Origin of the sequence: Niabella hirudinis, assembly GCF_051201075.1 — a bacterium.
GTDB lineage: Bacteria > Bacteroidota > Bacteroidia > Chitinophagales > Chitinophagaceae > Niabella > Niabella hirudinis.
In genome coordinates this window covers 58,938-76,990 of record NZ_JBPEHJ010000003.1, presented here as the reverse complement: position 1 = coordinate 76,990, position 18,053 = coordinate 58,938, and the positions used below count along the sequence as shown (strand labels likewise).

The window sequence follows — 18,053 nt, the reverse complement described above, 5'->3', positions numbered from 1 at the left end:
ATTTTCAAAAATTTAGTGGACCTTTAGAAAGTGAAAATATCATTGTTTTACGGAGACACACAGGAATTATGAGAAAAAAAAATAGTTTTAGTTTGGTTTTTACGACGGCGATAGTAGCTACGACTCTATTAACTTCCTGTTTGAAGGCTAAACAATTAACTTTTCCTGGCTATTTTCGTAACCCCCCAAAGTGTGATACTGCCTTGCTAAAGTTTGATGGATTCTATTCCGTAATTGATACATCAATTCTACCTTCAGGAGAAAGGACCCAAGGCGTTTTTACTTCTATTTATCCAGTCACGTTCACTAAAAACAACAAAGTATACATTATTTCTGGTAATACAGCGGTAGGGTATCCTTCAGTAAGGTGCGATACCTACGTCAATGTAAACAACGCCGATATTGGCAGATATTACATACAAAACAATGAGATCATTGCATTTGCGTTAGTAACCCTTGCAATGAAGGGCGGAAGTTATTTTTCAAGGTATTGGTTGCATTTTAAGGGAGAAATTAAAAACAGGGATACGATTGTTAATTGGCGCGCAGTATCTCCATTTCCAGATAAGGTTGGAAAAACAGAAATTAACGATGAACAGAATAGAAGAATTTTTAAACCCAACCAACTACATTTTCAAGAGAATAGTGCCGTGAAATGTTTGAAAGATAACTGACGAAGTTTAGTCGTCAAAATGCAATGGAGTGTATTTTGAATAGAGAACGAATCCTATGAGGATTGAAAATTTTCTAGAAACAAATTAACCAGTGGAGAATAGTAAAATTAATTTCTCCTTACGAAATTCTCAGCTTATTCTTTTAAGCTTTTGACAAAAATGGAAACTGTCAGTCTCGCCCGGCTATTTCGTATCTATCAAAAGTTAGCTACATCTCTGCCAAGAGATGATGGATCTTTTTCTGTTATGGACACAACAATTCTGCTTTCACTAAAACGACATATCCATCAAGATTTTGATTTGTAATGTTGATGACAATTTCGAAACCCTGTTAAAGTTCAAACTATGCATAACTGAGGAGAGCAATGTCTGTGTGCTATTATTGTTTCCCTGATATTTTTGAGAGGGGTTTTTTAACCGTTGGAGGAATAATTAACCGCAATTAGCCACGTGATCAAAATCACGCTCTTTAAATTCGCAAGTATGTTAAAAATACGTACCGGTACGTATTTTTTATTGCCTTCTGTATTTATAGCTTTGGAGAGTATGAACTTTAAAATAACTCGATAAACAGACTCTTATGAGCTTTCCAAAATTTCAACTGTTGTTAAAGAAGATTTATAAGTACAGAGTATTTATAGTCATATTAACGACGTTAACCAATGATGCCAATGGGCAGTCAATAGACCTTAATAGGCCTGTAGGAATGACCGAAGGGACTGCCGGTAGTAGTGGAGGTGCCGCTTTGTATACAATCCCAATTGATGTGCCTAACGGGGTAAAGGAAATGCAGCCGCAAGTTGCGTTAAGCTATAGTTCTCAGGGTGGGGGAAATGGATACAGTGGTTTAGGATGGTCAATATCCCCATTATCAATGATTACTCGTTCTGGAAAAAATGTGTTTCATAATGGAATTGCTACGCCTGTTGATTTTACTGGCAGTAATGATGCTTTCATACTTGACGGGCAACGTCTAATGCTAATCAGCGGTAATAACGGAGCGGCCGGCTCGGTATATGGGACAGAGCAAGAGAGTTTTAATAAAATTGAAGCAATAAATGGCACTGGTAATTCTCCGGATTGGTTTAAGGTTACAACTAAGAATGGAACAGTACTAGAATATGGCTCTGACAATATGAAGATGGCCACAGCTAGTGGCGCAGAAACTGTTATCTGGTTGCTACGCAGAGCAACCGATGCAAGTGGTAACTATGTGTTATACTCATATAACATTAATACTACAAGCAGGTATTTTAGCCTAAGTAGTATTTCTTATCCTGGCAACATAAATACTGGAACCTCCCCTGCTTATCAGGTACTTTTTACATATTCCACAAAATCTGATTGGTCAAACTCCCCTGCTTATATATCCGGTGAAGCATTGTATTCAGCTAACCTTCTGGATCGAATAGATGTAAAAAAGTCAGATGGAACACAGATTCGAAGTTATGTTTTATCACATCAATATTTACGGAAGAAGTATTTTCTTGCTAGTATTACGGAGAGTGGCGCTAATGGTACTGCGTTGAACCCGATCAGTTTTACCTATGGAAAAAACACCAGTGGGTCTGAGGTAACACTAATGAATGAGCATGGTTATAATACCAATCAAAATTACTCGGGGGATTTTGATGGCGATGGTATGACAGATGTACAATCGTTTTCTACTAGGTACAATACGGGTAATGGGGAAACTTGGTTTCGAAAATATCAGATTTATGATATTACAACTCAATCAACTGGTGTTGGGAAATATGTGTATGATATTCAGGCGAAGATTCCATACCAGGACGTAAAGGTAATGGGATTTGATCCTGCACAGAACCCATTTGCAGTAACGGATTTTGACGGGGACGGTAAGGATGATGTGGTCTTGGCAAAGTTTAATCAGAACAGTTATGACCTTACTGGCCTACATATTAATTATTCGCGGGTGTCGCCTGGTTTGAATCCGGGGGATAAATCCTATGACTATAAGGAGATGGACTACAACACACTTCCAAGTTCCTTTTATGGAGTACATAAACAATGGAAGCAAGGAGGGAGTTTTTTTGTACCGGGTGATTTTGATGGCGATGGACACTCTGACTATATAATGATCACGGGAATTAGCGGATACTCAAATGCATACAAAGCTTTCTTTTCGAGTCCATCAAAAGGGGTGTTTAATGAAGAGATTCTTGGTTTTGGACAGGGGGTAAATGGAGCATCAGGTGATTTTGCTGCTAATTCGGTAGCTGAATCTAAAGCAATCATTCCTATCAATTTTGATGGCGATAGTAAAATGGAGTTGCTGGTAGTGAGGAATGAAGGAAGTTATGTCCTTAGGGTTATGCCTATTCCCGCTTCAACTGGCTATAGTTATGGCAGCACGGTTTTATATACCACAAGTAGCATTAAAACTGATTATCGAATTTTCCCAGGCGATTTTAACGGGGATGGAATTACGGATCTGTTTGTTAGGCCATCTAAAGACAACGATTACGTACAATGGCAAATATTCATGGGTACTGGCAAGGCGTTTAATGTCACCCAATTTGCTGGCGAACGGTATAGAATTTCTCTGCTTGGAGATGGGTATTCTAATGGACATATGATCACGGTTGGGGATTATGATGGAGATGGAAAATCTGAGATTTGGCACTCTATTGATCGTACAACTTCGTCAAGCAGCCATGTTATTTATTATTTTAATGGAACTGCCTTCTCATCGGAAGAATACACGCTCGGGTCAAGCATTAACACTGAATCAGCTTATACCACCGGTGATTTCAATGGTGATGGAAAGCCGGATTTTATGAAGATCCGCAATGCAAGTTCAACTTCTTACTATGGCCGTTTTTTGTTGGCTAAGCCATTTAAAGAGCAGAATCTTTTGGTTGCAGCCAGCAATCTTGGCTACCAGACCAATTTTGATTATGGACTATTGAATAATAAAGATTATAGTGGAGTCTATAGTCGTACAAAAGGGGAGTATAATCCATCAGACTGGTCCTCACCAACTCCATACATACCGGATTACGTAGTACCTGCCCCGGCAACGTATGTTGTATCAAATATCCGGAGACCGAATGGCCTAGGTTACCAGTCCAATGAGTATTACACGTATGAGGATTTAGCTATTCATAGTTCGGGTCGTGGTGCCTTAGGTTTCCTTAAGACGGATGTACGAAATGACATGGGTCATGTAAATCGAACATGGTATAATATCAATTTAGCCTACTCGATGTTATTTCCAGATGTTACGCAGATACATCTGAATTATGGTGGACTATTAACTCGCACTCGTTACAGTACGACATTTCAATCTTTGTCTACGGGATACCAGGATAAGCGATTCTTTATGAAGCAAGACAGAGTTTTTAAACACAATTGGCTGACAACCGAGGGGCAAGAGGTGTTGAATACTTATGACAATTTTGGTAATATCACCAAAACAGATGTTAAGGCTGGTCCCACGGATGACTTTAATATTACATCAATACTGGAAACGGCTACTTCCACCACTACATACGGAACATATGCAGGTGCTCCGTACCCTGGATTTCCAACATCAATAATCTCAGAGAAGACTCGAAGTGGCCAAGCTCAGGTTAGCAAAACCACTAACTATACGTATACCGCCAATGGACTTCCACAAACTGTAACAGATAATGCAGGAACGCCAATAGCGACAACTGTCACAAACACGTATAACAGTTTTGGTCTTCCGACTCAAACTGTTACAACAGCTCCTGGAGTTACAACACCAGTGGTTGAAAACGTATATGACCCAACAGGTAGATTTTTAATTGAAAAAAAACTCACTGGTAGTGGCATTACAAAAAAAGAAACGTCAACCTATGACGATCGGTGGGGAGTGCCACTTAGCAGCACTTCAACTGATGGGTTAACAACCACCTATCAATATGATGAATACGGAGGTTTGTATCGAACGAACCTTCCCGATGGAAATGCGGTGACCAGTACAAGAAGTTGGGAGGCAAGTAGTGGATTTGCTCAGTTCAGTGTTTTTACGCAGCGTACGGACGGGAGCAGCCCACAGAAGAGTTATTTAGATATCTTAGGTCGAGAGATAAAAACCGAAAAACGAGGTTTTGGAAATCAATGGCTAACCACAACCAAATATTACAATTATTATGGGCAGCTTAGCAGTGAAACAGCTCCTTATTATCCAGGAGAGCAAGTCAATTACACATATTATTATTATGATAGTTACGGAAGGCCTAGTTCTACAGTTAGCGTAACGGGATCCATATCAACAAGTTATTCTACAACTGGTGGGACAACTTATACTGCTCAGACGACTAACGCGTTGGGGCAATGGACAAGCAAAACTAGCGATGCTAGCGGAAAGGTTATATCAACGTCTGAGAATGGCGCAAATATGAATTTTACATATGATAGTTGGGGTAATCAGTTGACGGCCGGTAGTAACGGGCAAACCTTTATAACTAATATTTATGACAGTTACGGGCGAGTTTCCTCTCAGGCAGATATAAATGCTGGGACTATTATTTATGAACGTGACGCATTAGGCAGAGTTGTTAAACAAACGGACGGAAACAACCAAATTCATACAACCGTATTCGATGCGTTTGGGCGAGTGGCTACGACTACTGGTCCTCAGGGAACGACTACCTATACTTATTATTATGATGGTGGAACTGGGAAAAGTAATGATAATATAACCCAGGTTGTCGGTTTTAGCGGTGATGTTCGAAGCTTTCAATATGATAATCTCCAAAGGCTTCAATCGGAGACCATTACTGCTACTGGTGGAAGTATGACTAAAACCTACACTTATGATGGTCGTGGAAACTTATCGACAACCTCCTACCCTGCTGGATTTTTAATCAGAAATATTTATGATGATAATGACATAATTGTTCAGAAGAAATATGAACAAGGAGCGACCATTAAAACACTTTTTACGGCAACAGCAATTAATAGCCGAGGAGTTTATACTAGTTATAGTACGGGAAATGGAAAAGCAAAAAGTGTTACTTGGGATTATAATAAAGAGGCTGCAACAAGATACTATACCGCAGGCATTCAAGATTTGAATTTGGACTATGAATCGAATACAATGAACCTTCTGAGCAGGCGTGATGCAATTAGGAGCATAAAGGAAGAATTTACCTATGATGCTTTTGACCGATTGACAAGTGCAAAGGTCAACGGAGTTCAACAATTTGCAATGACATATGATAACGGTGGTCAGGGGAAAATTTTGCAAAAGACAGATATTGGTAATTACAATTATGACATTACTAAGCCTCATGCACTGGCTAGCCTTAGTTCTATCAATCCATCTGGTGCAGATCCTAATACGGTCATTGGAACTCAAGTTCATAATATTACTTACACTGCATTTGAAAAGACGGCGTCTATTAACGAAAACGGCTATGTTCAGACATATACCTATGGTTCAGATCAACAGCGTCTTACCAGCGAATTAAAACTTAACGGTTCAACAGTTGAAACCAAAAGCTACTGGGGCGATATTGAGGGTCTTGTAAAAAATGGCAATACGTATGAAATTTATTATATACAAGCTGGTAATGGACTCAATAATATCATTGTTAAGCAGAATGGAGTGATCAGTATTTATTATCCATATACAGATCAGTTGGGAAGTATCGTTGCGGTTACTAACGAAGCAGGTACTTTGATAGCTGAACAGAACTTCGATGCGTGGGGTAGGAAACGAAATCCTGGAGACTGGACATATAATAACATCCCAACTGTCCCAGATTGGTTGTATCGAGGATTTACCGGGCATGAACACTTGGCTGTATTCAACCTAATTAACATGAATGGCCGCATGTATGATCCAATGACAGGCATGATGCTTGGACCGGACGATTATGTTGCAAATCCATGGAGTCCAGGAGGATATAATAGGTTTTTATATGCCAATGGTAATCCTCTTAAGTTTACTGATCCTGACGGTGAATTCCTTTGGATTCCTGTTATTATAGGTGCTGTAATTGGCGCTTACACAGGAGGAGTGTTAGCAAATGATGGAGAGTATAATCCAGTTAAGTGGGACTATCAGAATGGAAAGACGTGGGGTTACATGATCGGTGGGGCTTTGGTGGGAGGCATAAGTGGCGGTGTAGGTGGATACATAGCGACTTCCGGAATTCCGTACGCCAATACATTATCAATAATGGCATCATCTTTAGTAAATTCAGTCGGAACAAATATTTATACTGGCGGCCAAACCGATATTACAATGGCTTTTGGTATTGCCTCATTTAACTTTACCAGCGGAGAATTTGATTTTTTAGGCAAAAAGGGAAATTCGTTGCTGGAAAATATTGGTTTTGCTTTGGGCGCTTTAGCAAATATTCAAGATGTTTTGGCAGGGTTTAGACCTGGAGAGGTTAATTTGGAAACGGAAAAATTAACTAATGAAGCAAATGGGGGTAGCAAAGATCTAATAGGACATAGTCAGGTTACCGATAAAAATGGGAATCTTTTGATAGATTTTGGTCCAGGCAAGCCAGGTGATGCAAGCTATACTAAGATACGTCCCGGTACCAATTCATGGGAAGTTGTTTCTGGACAGGGGGCCCATGCGGTTAGCACCAAACCAGACAACATTTTTAAAACTCCAATAACCTTAAAAGGTGTAAATTTGAAAAGAATTACGGCAATTTCGCAAAAGCTTAATAATAATCCGGGTGGTTATAATTTTCTGCTAAGGAGTTGTTCGTCTGTTGCCTCGAGAAGCCTCTTGTTTTCTGGAAGATATTTATTTGGTGGAATACATCCTTATCTTTTGAGAATCAGTGCTTTGTTGTCCAATGCGGGTTTGAGGCCTGCGATGTTAATGAATACATTTGTTCATAATTAAAAGTGTGATGGGAGTTAGAAGTTTTTTATGTTTTTTGGGAATTTTAATGTCCTGCCGCTCTGTTAACTTAGGAGCGTATAGTAGCCAAATTTCAGATGTTAAGATTTATCAATTCGATAAAACCAATGGGAGTTCAACTAGTTTGTCAAATCATGTTTATAAGCTATCGCAACACTCTCCCAGTTCAGCAAAGGTGATCAGTGTTGATTTGAACTTATTTAGGGATCGGATTGCGAAATCAACAGTAAAGAAACATTTCCAGCAAAAAATTGCCGGTGTACGTTATGGTGGAAATTACACCCTTGGAGATAAAAAGCATTACTTTATTTACATACCAGAAACAACAACCTTGATCGATTTTTCGGATATGAAAAGTTATGTCTTTAAAGAGCCCCTCGGCCTTGAGTAAGAGATTGCAACTGTAGTGGAAATTTTCCCTAAAAAGTAGTAGCTTAATGTTTTCGACGATCCTGTTTACCTTATATGGGGAATATACCCAAGCTTTTAATTTGCCGGTTGAGCTTTGCTGAGGAAATCAACAAATTTTTTGATCATTTCGCTAATCCCAATTGGATTGGCGAAATTTGTTTTCAGAGGTCCGTTTTTTAATGAATGATCTGGGCCAAAACCTGTTTATCTGCTGCTTAAAACAGATTTAAAATCAACATTACTTTACCTACGTAGATACCATAAAAAGGTAATTACCAACTGTAACTTTATCCATGGAAAATTGTCACAGGGATTAATAGGAAAGAGAAACGAGTGTATAAAATTCGGTTTATTCTCTTCAAGCTGTTAAAGTTAAATTCCTGTGGATATCCCATTTTTATAATTTCTTGATTTGCTAAAACGGCAGCATTAATTTTTGCTTCAAAAATACGTACCGGTACGTATTTTTTTATTGATATACTCGTGATAGATTTGATTATTGAAAGACTAACGATCAAATTTAAAGGGATGCTTTAAAAGTATATAAAAACTACAAGGCTATTTTCAGAATAATTCGATCGAGTTGTTAAAAGCAAATCTTATAAATTTTGAAGCCGTGTTTAACCATTAAAATAATTTGAATATGAAAGTAAAACTTATAGTTACGGTGCTTGGATTTTTTCTTTCTGGAGGAGCCTTTGGCCAACAGAAAAGGGAAGCGTTGAGCTTGCCGGAAGCATTACTCCTTGCAGGCACATCCGGGGAGAGAACTTCGTCTCAAAATGAAAAAGTGAAAGCGTTTCAAATTGTAAATTTAACAGGTGATTCCCTGATCTTAGGATATATCCCCTTGCCTGAAAAGGGAAATGAAAGAATTGCACTAATATCACCGGTTGATAAACAAGAGTACTTGGAAGCTTGCGTAGGAGAAAACCTAAATAGCTTTTTTGCGAGCAAAGGAGTTCAGGGAATATTGATCGTGCATGATGTCGGTGTTGGCTACACTAGTTCCGGCATTTTTGCAAGGATAAAGGGTGTTCTATATGAAAGTCAGGCGGCAACCAATAGTTACACGCAAACAAAGGAGGTGGATTATCTATCTACGGAAAATGGATCAAATATAAAGAATGCAACGGCGCTGCTTAGTTCCTCTATCGTAGCAGCAGTTACATCCAGCGCAACAGGAGTTGTGACTAAAGAGATCGCAAAAGGAATATCGGTGGAGGAATTACTAAAACGAGAAAAGGAAAAGTATACATTTATCAGCAAGGGTGTTTTTCCAACGGGAATATATCTAAGCTACGATGATTTTAAAAAGGGCAAGCCGTCATTTGATCACTTCTACTTAAGAACTGATACCAGCCACAAAACGGTTGAGATTAACTCATTCACCATTGAGGATAGCACACTAGTCCCAACTCAAAATGTGTGGGCAATTGCCTCTGCGAATGAACTTTACCTTTACCAGGATGGGATGCTTCGGGCGGTTGAAGCCTATGGTAATAACCTGGTGTTCTCTAAATATTTAGATCCGGAAGTTAGAAAAAATAACGGTGTTTTTTGGAGAGGGACTGTTGGAAGTCGCTTTGAGGAGTGGAATGCGCAGAATCCTTTTGACGAGAGGTATGTCTTGGGTCTTAACAATTACAGAAACAAAGGGGTCAACGCCGAGGCGACCAAAGTAAACGGCGACACAGGTACACCGGAATTGTAACCTACTCAATGTAAGCCTCGCATTTTTTAGATAACATCACCAGATAAATTTAATTGCAATTATGAAAAAGATAATCATATTATTAGGACTGTTTTTGATAACACTGGGGGCCTTCTCTCAGAATATTGTCAAATACACCTATGATAACGCTGGGAATAGAACCAATCGGCAAGGAACTACTTCTTCAACCGTTGCGCAATGGACATTTACGGGTAATACACGATGTGCAGTGAACAGTAATAACGTAAATAATGGAAATATTGAACGGGAGGAACGTGACAATAATGCAAGCAGTAGTACTTATAATCAGGTAAGATGGGTTTTAAGTGGTTATAGCACAACTTCTTGTCCTCTTCCTCCGAATTGGGTAAATACTGGGAATTGGCGTTGCCAGGTTGATGGAAGTTACAATAATACAGGGTATGTTGAAACCGAGCAAGTTGATAGTAATCCGGGAAGTGCTACCTATAATCAGACTCAATGGATCTTGGATTATTATGACACAAATTCTTGTCCCCTTCCTTCTTCTTGCTCCTATTCCACTTGTGAATCTAATGGGCCTGAATATCGCTGTGTTTACGGCTATTGTGAGACGGGATATAAAGTTTATACCAACTCTTATTATGATTATAGCTATGGTATGTATCGATGCACATATCATTATGAATGGAGTGATGGTTATTGGTCCTATGACTATGAGGAAATGAATTATAGCCCCTGTTATTACTGATTTTTAAAAAAAAATATACCATGAAATTTGTTATTTTAATTACATCTTTTGTTTTTTTAAGTTTTGCGGGACTTTGTCAGCAAGCACCACCAAAGACATCTCAGACGAAATCATCGGCCAAGCCTTCCAAAATTACGCCACAACGACAAGCTCAGGCTCAACAGTTACGTGAAAAAAAGAGCAATGAACTCCGAATGGACCGGTCGAAAAAGATTGCTGATAAAATGACTGATAGTCTGGGTTTGAGCCAAACCCAACGGGCAGATATTATTAATATTAATGCCGGAATTGAACAACAGAAAGCTCTCGCTTTCAAGTCTGATACGAGCAGAGCCATCGTGGGAAGGGAATTGCAGCGAATAGAAAAAGGCCGGGATAATCTTTATAAATCGGTTTTAACAGAGAAACAGTATCAAATTTATTCAAGAAGTAAAATGAATTTAATTAATCCGTTGGGTCCGAAGAAAAAAGAATAGTTGGTGGTTGTATTGTTCAAATAAGTTGCTCTTACTGACATGTATTTAAAAAAGAATCGCGCCCTTGTATTCAAAAACCACGCTGCATTCACTCTTACTGAGGTGCTCGTGGTTTTAATCATTATCGGCATCCTGGTGCTATTGGCCCTGCCCAGTTTGATGCCTCTGATCTCCAAGGCCAAGAGCACGGAAGCCAAACTGCAGCTGGAGCATGTGTATACCCTGGAACGGTCTTATTTTTTCGAAAACTCTGTTTATACCAATGACCTGAACGCCATTTCCTTTGAGCAGCAGCAGCTGACGACCAATGGCGGACAGGCCAATTACAAAATAGAAATTATGGATGCCTCTCCCAAGGGGTTTAAGGCCCGGGCCACGGCGGTGGTGGATTTCGACGGGGATGGCACGTTTAACCAATGGGAAATTGATCACAACAAAAAATTGGTGGAAACCGTTCCGGACTAACGCTATGCAACTTCTGAGCCTGATTTTATTAACGGCCGTTTTTGCGGCAATGGCGGTCCGGGATTTCCGGTTCAGGGCCATTGAGGGGTATTACTATCTGCTGCTGGCTGCGGCGGTGGTTTTTTATGCCGTATTACGTGCCCCGGCCGACCTGCTGGTTTCAAACATGCTCATCAATGGGTGCCTGCTGCTGCTCTTAATGGCGACGCTATGGGGCTATTTTAAAGTGCGGAAGGGTATTTCTTTGCGGGAGATTTTCAGTACCAAGCTGGGAATGGGCGATTTGCTGTTCTGGTTGGGTACCGCGCCGCTCTTTACCCCCGTTAATTTTATCTCGTGGATGATCGGTTCGTTTTTGGTTATCCTGGTGGTGTACGGGGCTGTTCATCTTGCGGGAAGCCGGAATCAGCTAGGGGTCACCATACCGTTGGCAGGTATGCAGGCTCTGCTGCTAGGTCTTCTGCTCCTGGCGAACCAGCTTGGGTTTCACTATAACTTTTTTGAAGAACCGCTTCTGTTAACAGCACTCTATCTGTCATTATGAATTCGACAGCCGACATATCAAAGCTGATCACTCCGGAGCTGGCCTGGAAATACCATACGGCATTTGCTGGCTTCGAAAACGGTGTGTTATTGCTATGGGCGGATGCGTCAGCGGCAGAATCGACGCTGAATCAGCATCAGGAAGAGCTGGAATGGATCACCGGTTACCCTATACGTTTTGAAAAGTTGGTTACCACGGAGCTTACCCAAAAGATCGGCGCCGCGTATGCTAAAAAGGATACGGTCGACCGGCGCGGGCAGCATAATTTTTATACCGGTCACCCCGATCATTTTTTAAACGACCTGATCGCGGAGGCTAAAAGCCTGAAGAGCAGTGATATTCATATTGAAACGTATGAAAATGATTGCCGTGTACGTATCCGGGTAGATGGATTGCTGGTATTGCGTTACCTGATCGAGAAAAAGCAATATCCCGCTCTTATCAACAAGATCAAGATCAGCGCCAACCTGGATATCGCAGAAAAAAGGCTGCCCCAGGATGGCCGGATCTTCTTCCAGAAAGACAATGATAAATTTGATATCCGGGTTTCGATCGTGCCCACCCTGCATGGCGAAAAAGTAGTGCTGCGGTTGCTCAGCAATGATGCCACCGATATCCGGCTGGAAACCCTGGGCTTTTCGGAAAATGATTTAACTAACTATCTCGAAGGATTAAAAAAGCCCTATGGCATTGTGCTGATCAGCGGTCCTACGGGGTCAGGTAAAACCACCACGCTTTATGCCACGCTGAAACTGCTGAACCTTTCCACCAAAAATATCCTGACCATCGAGGATCCGATCGAGTACACGCTCAAAGGGATCAACCAGGTACAGGTAAAAGAAAATATCGGGCTGAGCTTTTCAGTGGCATTACGCACCTTCTTGCGGCAGGACCCAGATGTGATCATGCTGGGAGAGATCCGGGATGCGGAAACCGCCAATATGGCCATACGGGCCGCGTTGACGGGGCATCTCGTACTTTCCACCATTCATACCAACTCGGCCTGGGGTACGGTGTCCCGACTGATCGATATGAACATACCTTCCTTCCTAATCGCAAATACACTTAATACATCAGTTGCGCAGCGATTGGTGCGTTTGCTCTGTCCGGATTGCAAACGGGAAGAACCCTTTTTGCCTTCTTTCTTCCCCAAAAATTACCGGCCGCCGGAGGCACTGCAAACTCACTGGGTACCGGGAGGCTGTAGTCATTGTTATAATACGGGGTACCGCAGACGTAAGGCCATTTATGAAGTTATTCCTGTAGATGCTGAGCTGGCGGATGAAATAAAAAAGGGCAGTTCGCGGGTGGATGATCTTTTAAAAACAAAACAAATAAAAACATTAGCGGATAACGCTTTTGAGTTACTAAAGACGGGAGAAACCTCCCTGGAGGAAGTGTATCCCATGCTGCTGAACTGAGCGCCCTGGAGAAACGTTTATGAAAAAGTACTATTTGATCATTGTATTGTTGACGGGCTGGTGCCTGCCCCGGGGAGCGATGGCCCAGCAGGACCGGATGATGCAGTTGCGCAATATCCTTACTACGCTGTCTGCAGACCTGCCAGGACTGAACCAGCCCATCCAGATGGATGTAGCCGATATTTCCATTGCTGATTTTATGCGTGGACTGGCCCAGTCCTATAAGCTCAACATCAATATAGCGCCGGATGTCAATAAGAAAATGACCAATCATTTTTCCAACACCCTGGTACGGGATGTGTTGGTATTTATAGCAGACCAGTACAGCCTGGCCTATGATTTCCAGGGAACGATCATTAATGTACGGAATTACCGCGATCCGAAGCTCGATCTGCCACCGCCGCCCAGGGTTATAAAGGCGGACTATAATGCAGCTACAAAGCTGCTCTCGCTGGATCTTTCCAATGATACGCTCTATGATGTTACCAAAAAGATCACGCAGTTAACAGGGGTAAATATTGCAGTAATGCCGGCCTCCATCAATAAACTGGTATCCGGCTTTGTAAAAGATCTGCCGGTGGGGGAAGCCCTGGGGAAGATCGCCGTATCCAACCGTATTAAAATGACCTCCGGCGACGGGGATAATTTTATCCTGGATGCCCTGCAGGATGATGAGGAATACGTGCTCAAAAATACAAAGCAGGCAACGGATGGATATACCATTGCCCGGAAGACAGGCACCGGTGATAAAAATGCACCTGGCCGGATGTCGATCGATGCCAGCCAGGTGGGAAATGAAAAACTACTGAATGTAAGTGCCGTAAACACCCCACTCAAAGACCTGGTAAAAAACCTTTCTGCCCAGGCCGGGGTGCCATACTTTATTTATGCGGAGTTGAATGGCAATGTAACGGCGGAAGCCCATAACCTGCGCTATGCAGAGGTGCTGCAAAAGATTCTGCTGGGAACACCTTATTCCTTTTCGCAGCAGGACGGTATCTATATGATTGGCGAAAAGAATTTTGAGGGCATTCGAGGCCAACGCCTCATCCAGTTGCACCATCGCTCGGTAGATTCATTGGTGCATTTTCTGCCGGATGATCTCAAAAAAGATATCTCCGTAAAAGAGTTTAAAGAGCTGAACGCCTTCCTTGCCACCGGTCCCGAACCGCAGCTCAATAAAGTTGAACAACTGGTCAAGCAACTGGACCGTAAGGTACCACTGATCACTATTGAAGTGATCATTATGGACATCAATAAAGGCTCCGTAGTAAAGGCGGGATTAAAAGCGGGCATTTCGGACAGCATGCGTACGGGTGGTAACCTATTGGGAGGCGGGCTAGATTTTACACTAGGTTCCCGGACTATTAATAATATCATTGACAAGATCGGATTGAACAATGTGTTTAATCTAGGGCATGTCACCCCTAATTTTTACCTGCAGTTGCAGGCGATAGAAAACCGCCAGAATGTGGAGATGCGGCAGACGCCGAAGCTTTCCACCCTAAATGGGCACGCCGCATCTTTGAGTATCGGAAATACGAGATACTACGAAGTATCTACACAAAATACCCTGGGTTCTTTAAATCCAACGATCGTTTCCACAAAGCAATTCAATTCTGTAGAAGCCAACCTTGAATTAAAGATTACCCCCTTTGTATCGGCGGATGAGGATGTAACCTTAAATATGGAAATGGATATTTCCAATTTCACGGCAGATACCAAGATTGATGAGCCGCCTCCCACGGCGACCAGTAAGTTTAAGTCGATCATCCGGGTAAAAAATGATGATATGGTGTTGTTGGGGGGAATCGAACGTACCGAGAAAGGCGATAGTTATGACGGCATTCCCCTGCTGGGACGGATCCCTGTGTTAAAATGGTTGTTTAGTTCGCGCAACCGGAAAAATGTAAAAGTAGTGTCCGTGGTCTTTATTAAACCCACCATTGTTTATAATTGATTCATGTTTCGAAAGCTTAAAGATACCATCATTACCATCAAGGAAGCCGTTGGCATTGAGCTGCACATTGGAGCGGATGATAAGTGGCAGTTCAACGGTGTTTATGTGAAATTTATTGATAAAAAGCTAAGGAAAGTTGCGGAGTATAAAGGAGTCGTAGAGCCGAAGGTACTAAAGGACCAATTACCCAAGCAGACGCCCCTGGTACTGGTGATCAATGGAAAAGGCATCCTAATGCGCCAAACGGCAGACCCGGTGAGTAACCTGGTGAACCAGTTGTTCCCCGGGTCCAATCCGTCTGATTTTTTTGCCGTCACCAGCCCAGCCGGAGTAGCCGGGCAATATCATTTTATTTGCCGTAAGACACTGGTTGCACAGGTATTGGATACCTTGAAGGCTGCCGGCCTGATGCCGGTATCTGTGAATATTGGACTGGAGCCTTTATTAAAAGCACTGCCTTTTGTTGAGGAACCGGAGCTGGTGATAACCGCACCTGCATATTCAGTAACGATTGCACAGCAGGCAATCCAGGCGATCGACTATGGACCTCGCAACGATGCTGGTATGGTAACACTGTCAGTGGGTGGTGAAAAATATGCTGCCTACAGTATGAATCCACTGGGAGCAGTATTGCAGGCATTATTAAAGCCGGTAGATCAATTAGAAGGAAGTATTGTTACAGAAGCGGTAGTGGCTGCTGGGGAGAACTATAAATACTATAAATTATTTCATTTCACCAAATGGACGGTGTTGGCCGTACTGCTGGTATTGCTGCTGGGTAATTTTTTTGTGTTCAATCACTATTTTGGGAAGAATAAAACATTGACACTGCAGGCCGGTCTTGTACAGGCGGCAACGCAGCAAAGTCTGCTGGCAAAAGGTCGGTCTGACTCTTCCTATGTTTTTTTCATAAACGCCGGGTGGAACAAAAATACCCGGCATGGGTATTATGCGGATCGTATCGCCGCGCTGGCTCCCGAAACGGTACGCTTTTCTTTGCTACAAACAGCGCCGATGCAGGAAACGGTGGGAATGGGGGATTTTGTCTTCGCACAGAATAAGATTATCATACAAGGAACTTCAACAGACCCCACCGACTTAGAGATCTTCAGCCGCGCTGTTCGGAACATCCAGGGTGTGCAATCGGCCACCATCAATAATTATTTATACAAGAGGGACCTGCTGGCGGCGGTTTTTACCCTGGAAATTACTATACAGCCATGAGCAAAGAAATGAACATAAAACCAACTGTTCCATATCGGAAACGTTTGCAGCGGCTGCTATGGTCGGCGGCTCCGCTGTTGTTGCTTTGTTACCTCATGGGATTCCGGAAAACGGCCGCCGTGATCAGTGATTACCACAAAAATCAGCGGCTGCAGCAACAGGGTGCACTGATGGCAGACAGTATGCTGGTATTTGAGAATAAACAGGAGGCGGTCGATCGCTGGCAAAAACAATACCTGGTAGACAGCTCCCGGCTGGATGGCGCCATTCTTGCATCAATCAACAGCCGGTGTGATGAACTGGGCCTGCAGTTTAAAGAGTACAAGCCGCTGGGAACAAGTGCCCAGGATATCTGGACCCGTGTGGTAACGGTGGAGGGAACGTTTCATAAGATCCTGCAATTGACCTTCCAGCTGGAACAACAGGAGCAGTTATGCCGGATCGCATCCATAAAATATCAGCACATAAAGGAGGGCGACAGTGAGGTGTTGAATTGCAGTTTATATATTCAAAACGTAGTGAATAAAAAATGAAAAACAGCGGTATCATAATAGGTGCTTTACTGGCGGGATTGCTCGTCGCATCGGCTTCCTGCGAAGAAATCTTTGATGATGATTACTCATCTTATACGGTAAAACTGGCGTCGCCGGCAGACAGTATGTTGCTGGCCGACACCCTGGTGCAGTTGAGCTGGACGCCGCTTCAGCAACCGGCCGATTACCAGGTACAGGTAGCTCAGCCTAAATTTGATTCCCTGGCAAAGCTGGTAAAGGATACCATCACCAGCGGAAATAGTATCCGGATCACTGCACTGGAGTGGGGTAAAAAATACCAGTGGCGCGTGCGTGCCATCGGCAAAAACACGGTGAGTCCGTATAGTAAACCCTGGATGTTCTTTATACAAAACAATCAAGCCCTTGAAGAATAATCCCAATATGAAATACCTGCTGATCGGCCTGGTAGCGCTGATCTGGGGACTGATCATTTACAAAGTGATCAAGGGATTAGCGGGTGATGATCCGCCGCCGGTGGCTACAAAGGCAAAACCACCTCAACCCGAGGATACACTTACCACGTATGTTCTTAGCTCCATGCAGTACCCTGATCCATTTAGTAATGAACTGGCATTCGAGGAGGTCGAAGATGAAACAGAAATTGAGCCTTCTGAACAAATGACCAGTAAAGATGATATAACAACACCTTCATTGCCAACAGTGGTTCCCGCAATTGTTTCCCCTTTGCCACCCCCGGAAATCAAATATGCCGGCTATATTTACAATCCGCAAACAAGAAGAAAAACGGCCATGATAACAATGAATGGCCGCAGCATGAGTGTAGGAGTGAATGACCAAATTGATAACAAAACCAAAGTATTGGAGATCTCTGATCAAAAAATAACTGTACAACATAATGGAAAGAAGCTGGATTATCAAATAGGCGGCTGAGTTTGTACAAAAACTGCCATCTATATCTTAAAAAGGTATGTTATGTTGCCTAGGTTATATCACTGTATCAAGAGTTTTTCTTTACATCTGCTCAATCTATCTTGGA

Annotated in this window: 14 protein-coding genes; all 14 read left to right on the top strand. The window is 42.3% G+C overall.

From position 1 onward, the window contains the following. The first annotated feature begins 68 nt into the window (after positions 1–68). The 14 genes from GGU45_RS06920 (at position 69) to GGU45_RS06855 (ending at position 17,947) form a co-directional block, all read left to right on the top strand. A complete protein-coding gene (locus GGU45_RS06920) occupies positions 69–674 on the top strand; it encodes a hypothetical protein (RefSeq protein WP_435223260.1) in 606 nt (201 codons plus the stop codon). Positions 675–1,254: 580 nt separating this feature from the next. Continuing rightward, positions 1,255–7,539 (top strand): FG-GAP-like repeat-containing protein, encoded by a 6,285-nt coding sequence (locus tag GGU45_RS06915; RefSeq protein ID WP_435223258.1) that lies wholly within the window; start codon positions 1,255–1,257, stop codon positions 7,537–7,539. 7 nt (positions 7,540–7,546) lie between these two features. Continuing rightward, positions 7,547–7,948: a hypothetical protein gene (locus tag GGU45_RS06910; protein ID WP_435223256.1), complete on the top strand. Its 402-nt coding sequence runs from the start codon at positions 7,547–7,549 to the stop codon at positions 7,946–7,948. Between the two features lie 663 nt (positions 7,949–8,611). Beyond that, positions 8,612–9,682 (top strand): hypothetical protein, encoded by a 1,071-nt coding sequence (locus GGU45_RS06905; RefSeq protein ID WP_435223254.1) that lies wholly within the window; start codon positions 8,612–8,614, stop codon positions 9,680–9,682. Between the two features lie 61 nt (positions 9,683–9,743). Further along, positions 9,744–10,412, top strand: a complete 669-nt coding sequence (locus tag GGU45_RS06900; RefSeq protein ID WP_435223252.1) for a hypothetical protein — start codon at positions 9,744–9,746, stop codon at positions 10,410–10,412. 20 nt (positions 10,413–10,432) lie between these two features. Next, on the top strand, positions 10,433–10,888 hold the full coding sequence (locus GGU45_RS06895) for a hypothetical protein (RefSeq protein WP_435223251.1): 456 nt from the start codon (positions 10,433–10,435) through the stop codon (positions 10,886–10,888). Positions 10,889–10,927: 39 nt separating this feature from the next. Continuing rightward, positions 10,928–11,353, top strand: a complete 426-nt coding sequence (locus tag GGU45_RS06890) for a prepilin-type N-terminal cleavage/methylation domain-containing protein (protein WP_435223249.1) — start codon at positions 10,928–10,930, stop codon at positions 11,351–11,353. Next, complete coding sequence (locus GGU45_RS06885; RefSeq protein WP_435223247.1) at positions 11,313–11,897, top strand: hypothetical protein; 585 nt, start codon at positions 11,313–11,315, stop codon at positions 11,895–11,897. Before GGU45_RS06890 ends, GGU45_RS06885 begins: the two co-directional genes overlap by 41 nt. Beyond that, positions 11,894–13,318, top strand: a complete 1,425-nt coding sequence (locus GGU45_RS06880) for a GspE/PulE family protein (RefSeq protein WP_435223245.1) — start codon at positions 11,894–11,896, stop codon at positions 13,316–13,318. The genes GGU45_RS06885 and GGU45_RS06880 overlap by 4 nt, the downstream gene beginning before the upstream one ends. A 19-nt stretch (positions 13,319–13,337) precedes the next feature. After that, positions 13,338–15,278 (top strand): type II secretion system protein GspD, encoded by a 1,941-nt coding sequence (locus GGU45_RS06875; protein WP_435223243.1) that lies wholly within the window; start codon positions 13,338–13,340, stop codon positions 15,276–15,278. 3 nt (positions 15,279–15,281) lie between these two features. Beyond that, complete coding sequence (locus GGU45_RS06870) at positions 15,282–16,502, top strand: hypothetical protein (RefSeq protein WP_435223241.1); 1,221 nt, start codon at positions 15,282–15,284, stop codon at positions 16,500–16,502. Beyond that, entirely contained in the window at positions 16,499–17,035 is a 537-nt protein-coding gene (locus tag GGU45_RS06865; protein ID WP_435223239.1) for a hypothetical protein, read from the top strand. Before GGU45_RS06870 ends, GGU45_RS06865 begins: the two co-directional genes overlap by 4 nt. Continuing rightward, positions 17,032–17,430 (top strand): fibronectin type III domain-containing protein, encoded by a 399-nt coding sequence (locus tag GGU45_RS06860; RefSeq protein WP_435223237.1) that lies wholly within the window; start codon positions 17,032–17,034, stop codon positions 17,428–17,430. Before GGU45_RS06865 ends, GGU45_RS06860 begins: the two co-directional genes overlap by 4 nt. Continuing rightward, positions 17,420–17,947, top strand: a complete 528-nt coding sequence (locus GGU45_RS06855; RefSeq protein ID WP_435223236.1) for a hypothetical protein — start codon at positions 17,420–17,422, stop codon at positions 17,945–17,947. The genes GGU45_RS06860 and GGU45_RS06855 overlap by 11 nt, the downstream gene beginning before the upstream one ends. Positions 17,948–18,053 lie beyond the last annotated feature (106 nt).

What these genes read in the sequence shown, in the direction of transcription:
- GGU45_RS06915 (WP_435223258.1), top strand. Translation starts at nt 1,255, where the DNA reads ATGAGCTTTCCAAAATTTCAACTGTTGTTAAAGAAGATTTATAAGTAC.
- GGU45_RS06880 (WP_435223245.1), top strand. Translation starts at nt 11,894, where the DNA reads ATGAATTCGACAGCCGACATATCAAAGCTGATCACTCCGGAGCTGGCC.
- GGU45_RS06865 (WP_435223239.1), top strand. Translation starts at nt 16,499, where the DNA reads ATGAGCAAAGAAATGAACATAAAACCAACTGTTCCATATCGGAAACGT.
- GGU45_RS06860 (WP_435223237.1), top strand. Translation starts at nt 17,032, where the DNA reads ATGAAAAACAGCGGTATCATAATAGGTGCTTTACTGGCGGGATTGCTC.
- GGU45_RS06910 (WP_435223256.1), top strand. Translation starts at nt 7,547, where the DNA reads ATGGGAGTTAGAAGTTTTTTATGTTTTTTGGGAATTTTAATGTCCTGC.
- GGU45_RS06870 (WP_435223241.1), top strand. Translation starts at nt 15,282, where the DNA reads ATGTTTCGAAAGCTTAAAGATACCATCATTACCATCAAGGAAGCCGTT.
- GGU45_RS06920 (WP_435223260.1), top strand. Translation starts at nt 69, where the DNA reads ATGAGAAAAAAAAATAGTTTTAGTTTGGTTTTTACGACGGCGATAGTA.
- GGU45_RS06900 (WP_435223252.1), top strand. Translation starts at nt 9,744, where the DNA reads ATGAAAAAGATAATCATATTATTAGGACTGTTTTTGATAACACTGGGG.
- GGU45_RS06895 (WP_435223251.1), top strand. Translation starts at nt 10,433, where the DNA reads ATGAAATTTGTTATTTTAATTACATCTTTTGTTTTTTTAAGTTTTGCG.
- GGU45_RS06890 (WP_435223249.1), top strand. Translation starts at nt 10,928, where the DNA reads ATGTATTTAAAAAAGAATCGCGCCCTTGTATTCAAAAACCACGCTGCA.
- GGU45_RS06905 (WP_435223254.1), top strand. Translation starts at nt 8,612, where the DNA reads ATGAAAGTAAAACTTATAGTTACGGTGCTTGGATTTTTTCTTTCTGGA.
- GGU45_RS06875 (WP_435223243.1), top strand. Translation starts at nt 13,338, where the DNA reads ATGAAAAAGTACTATTTGATCATTGTATTGTTGACGGGCTGGTGCCTG.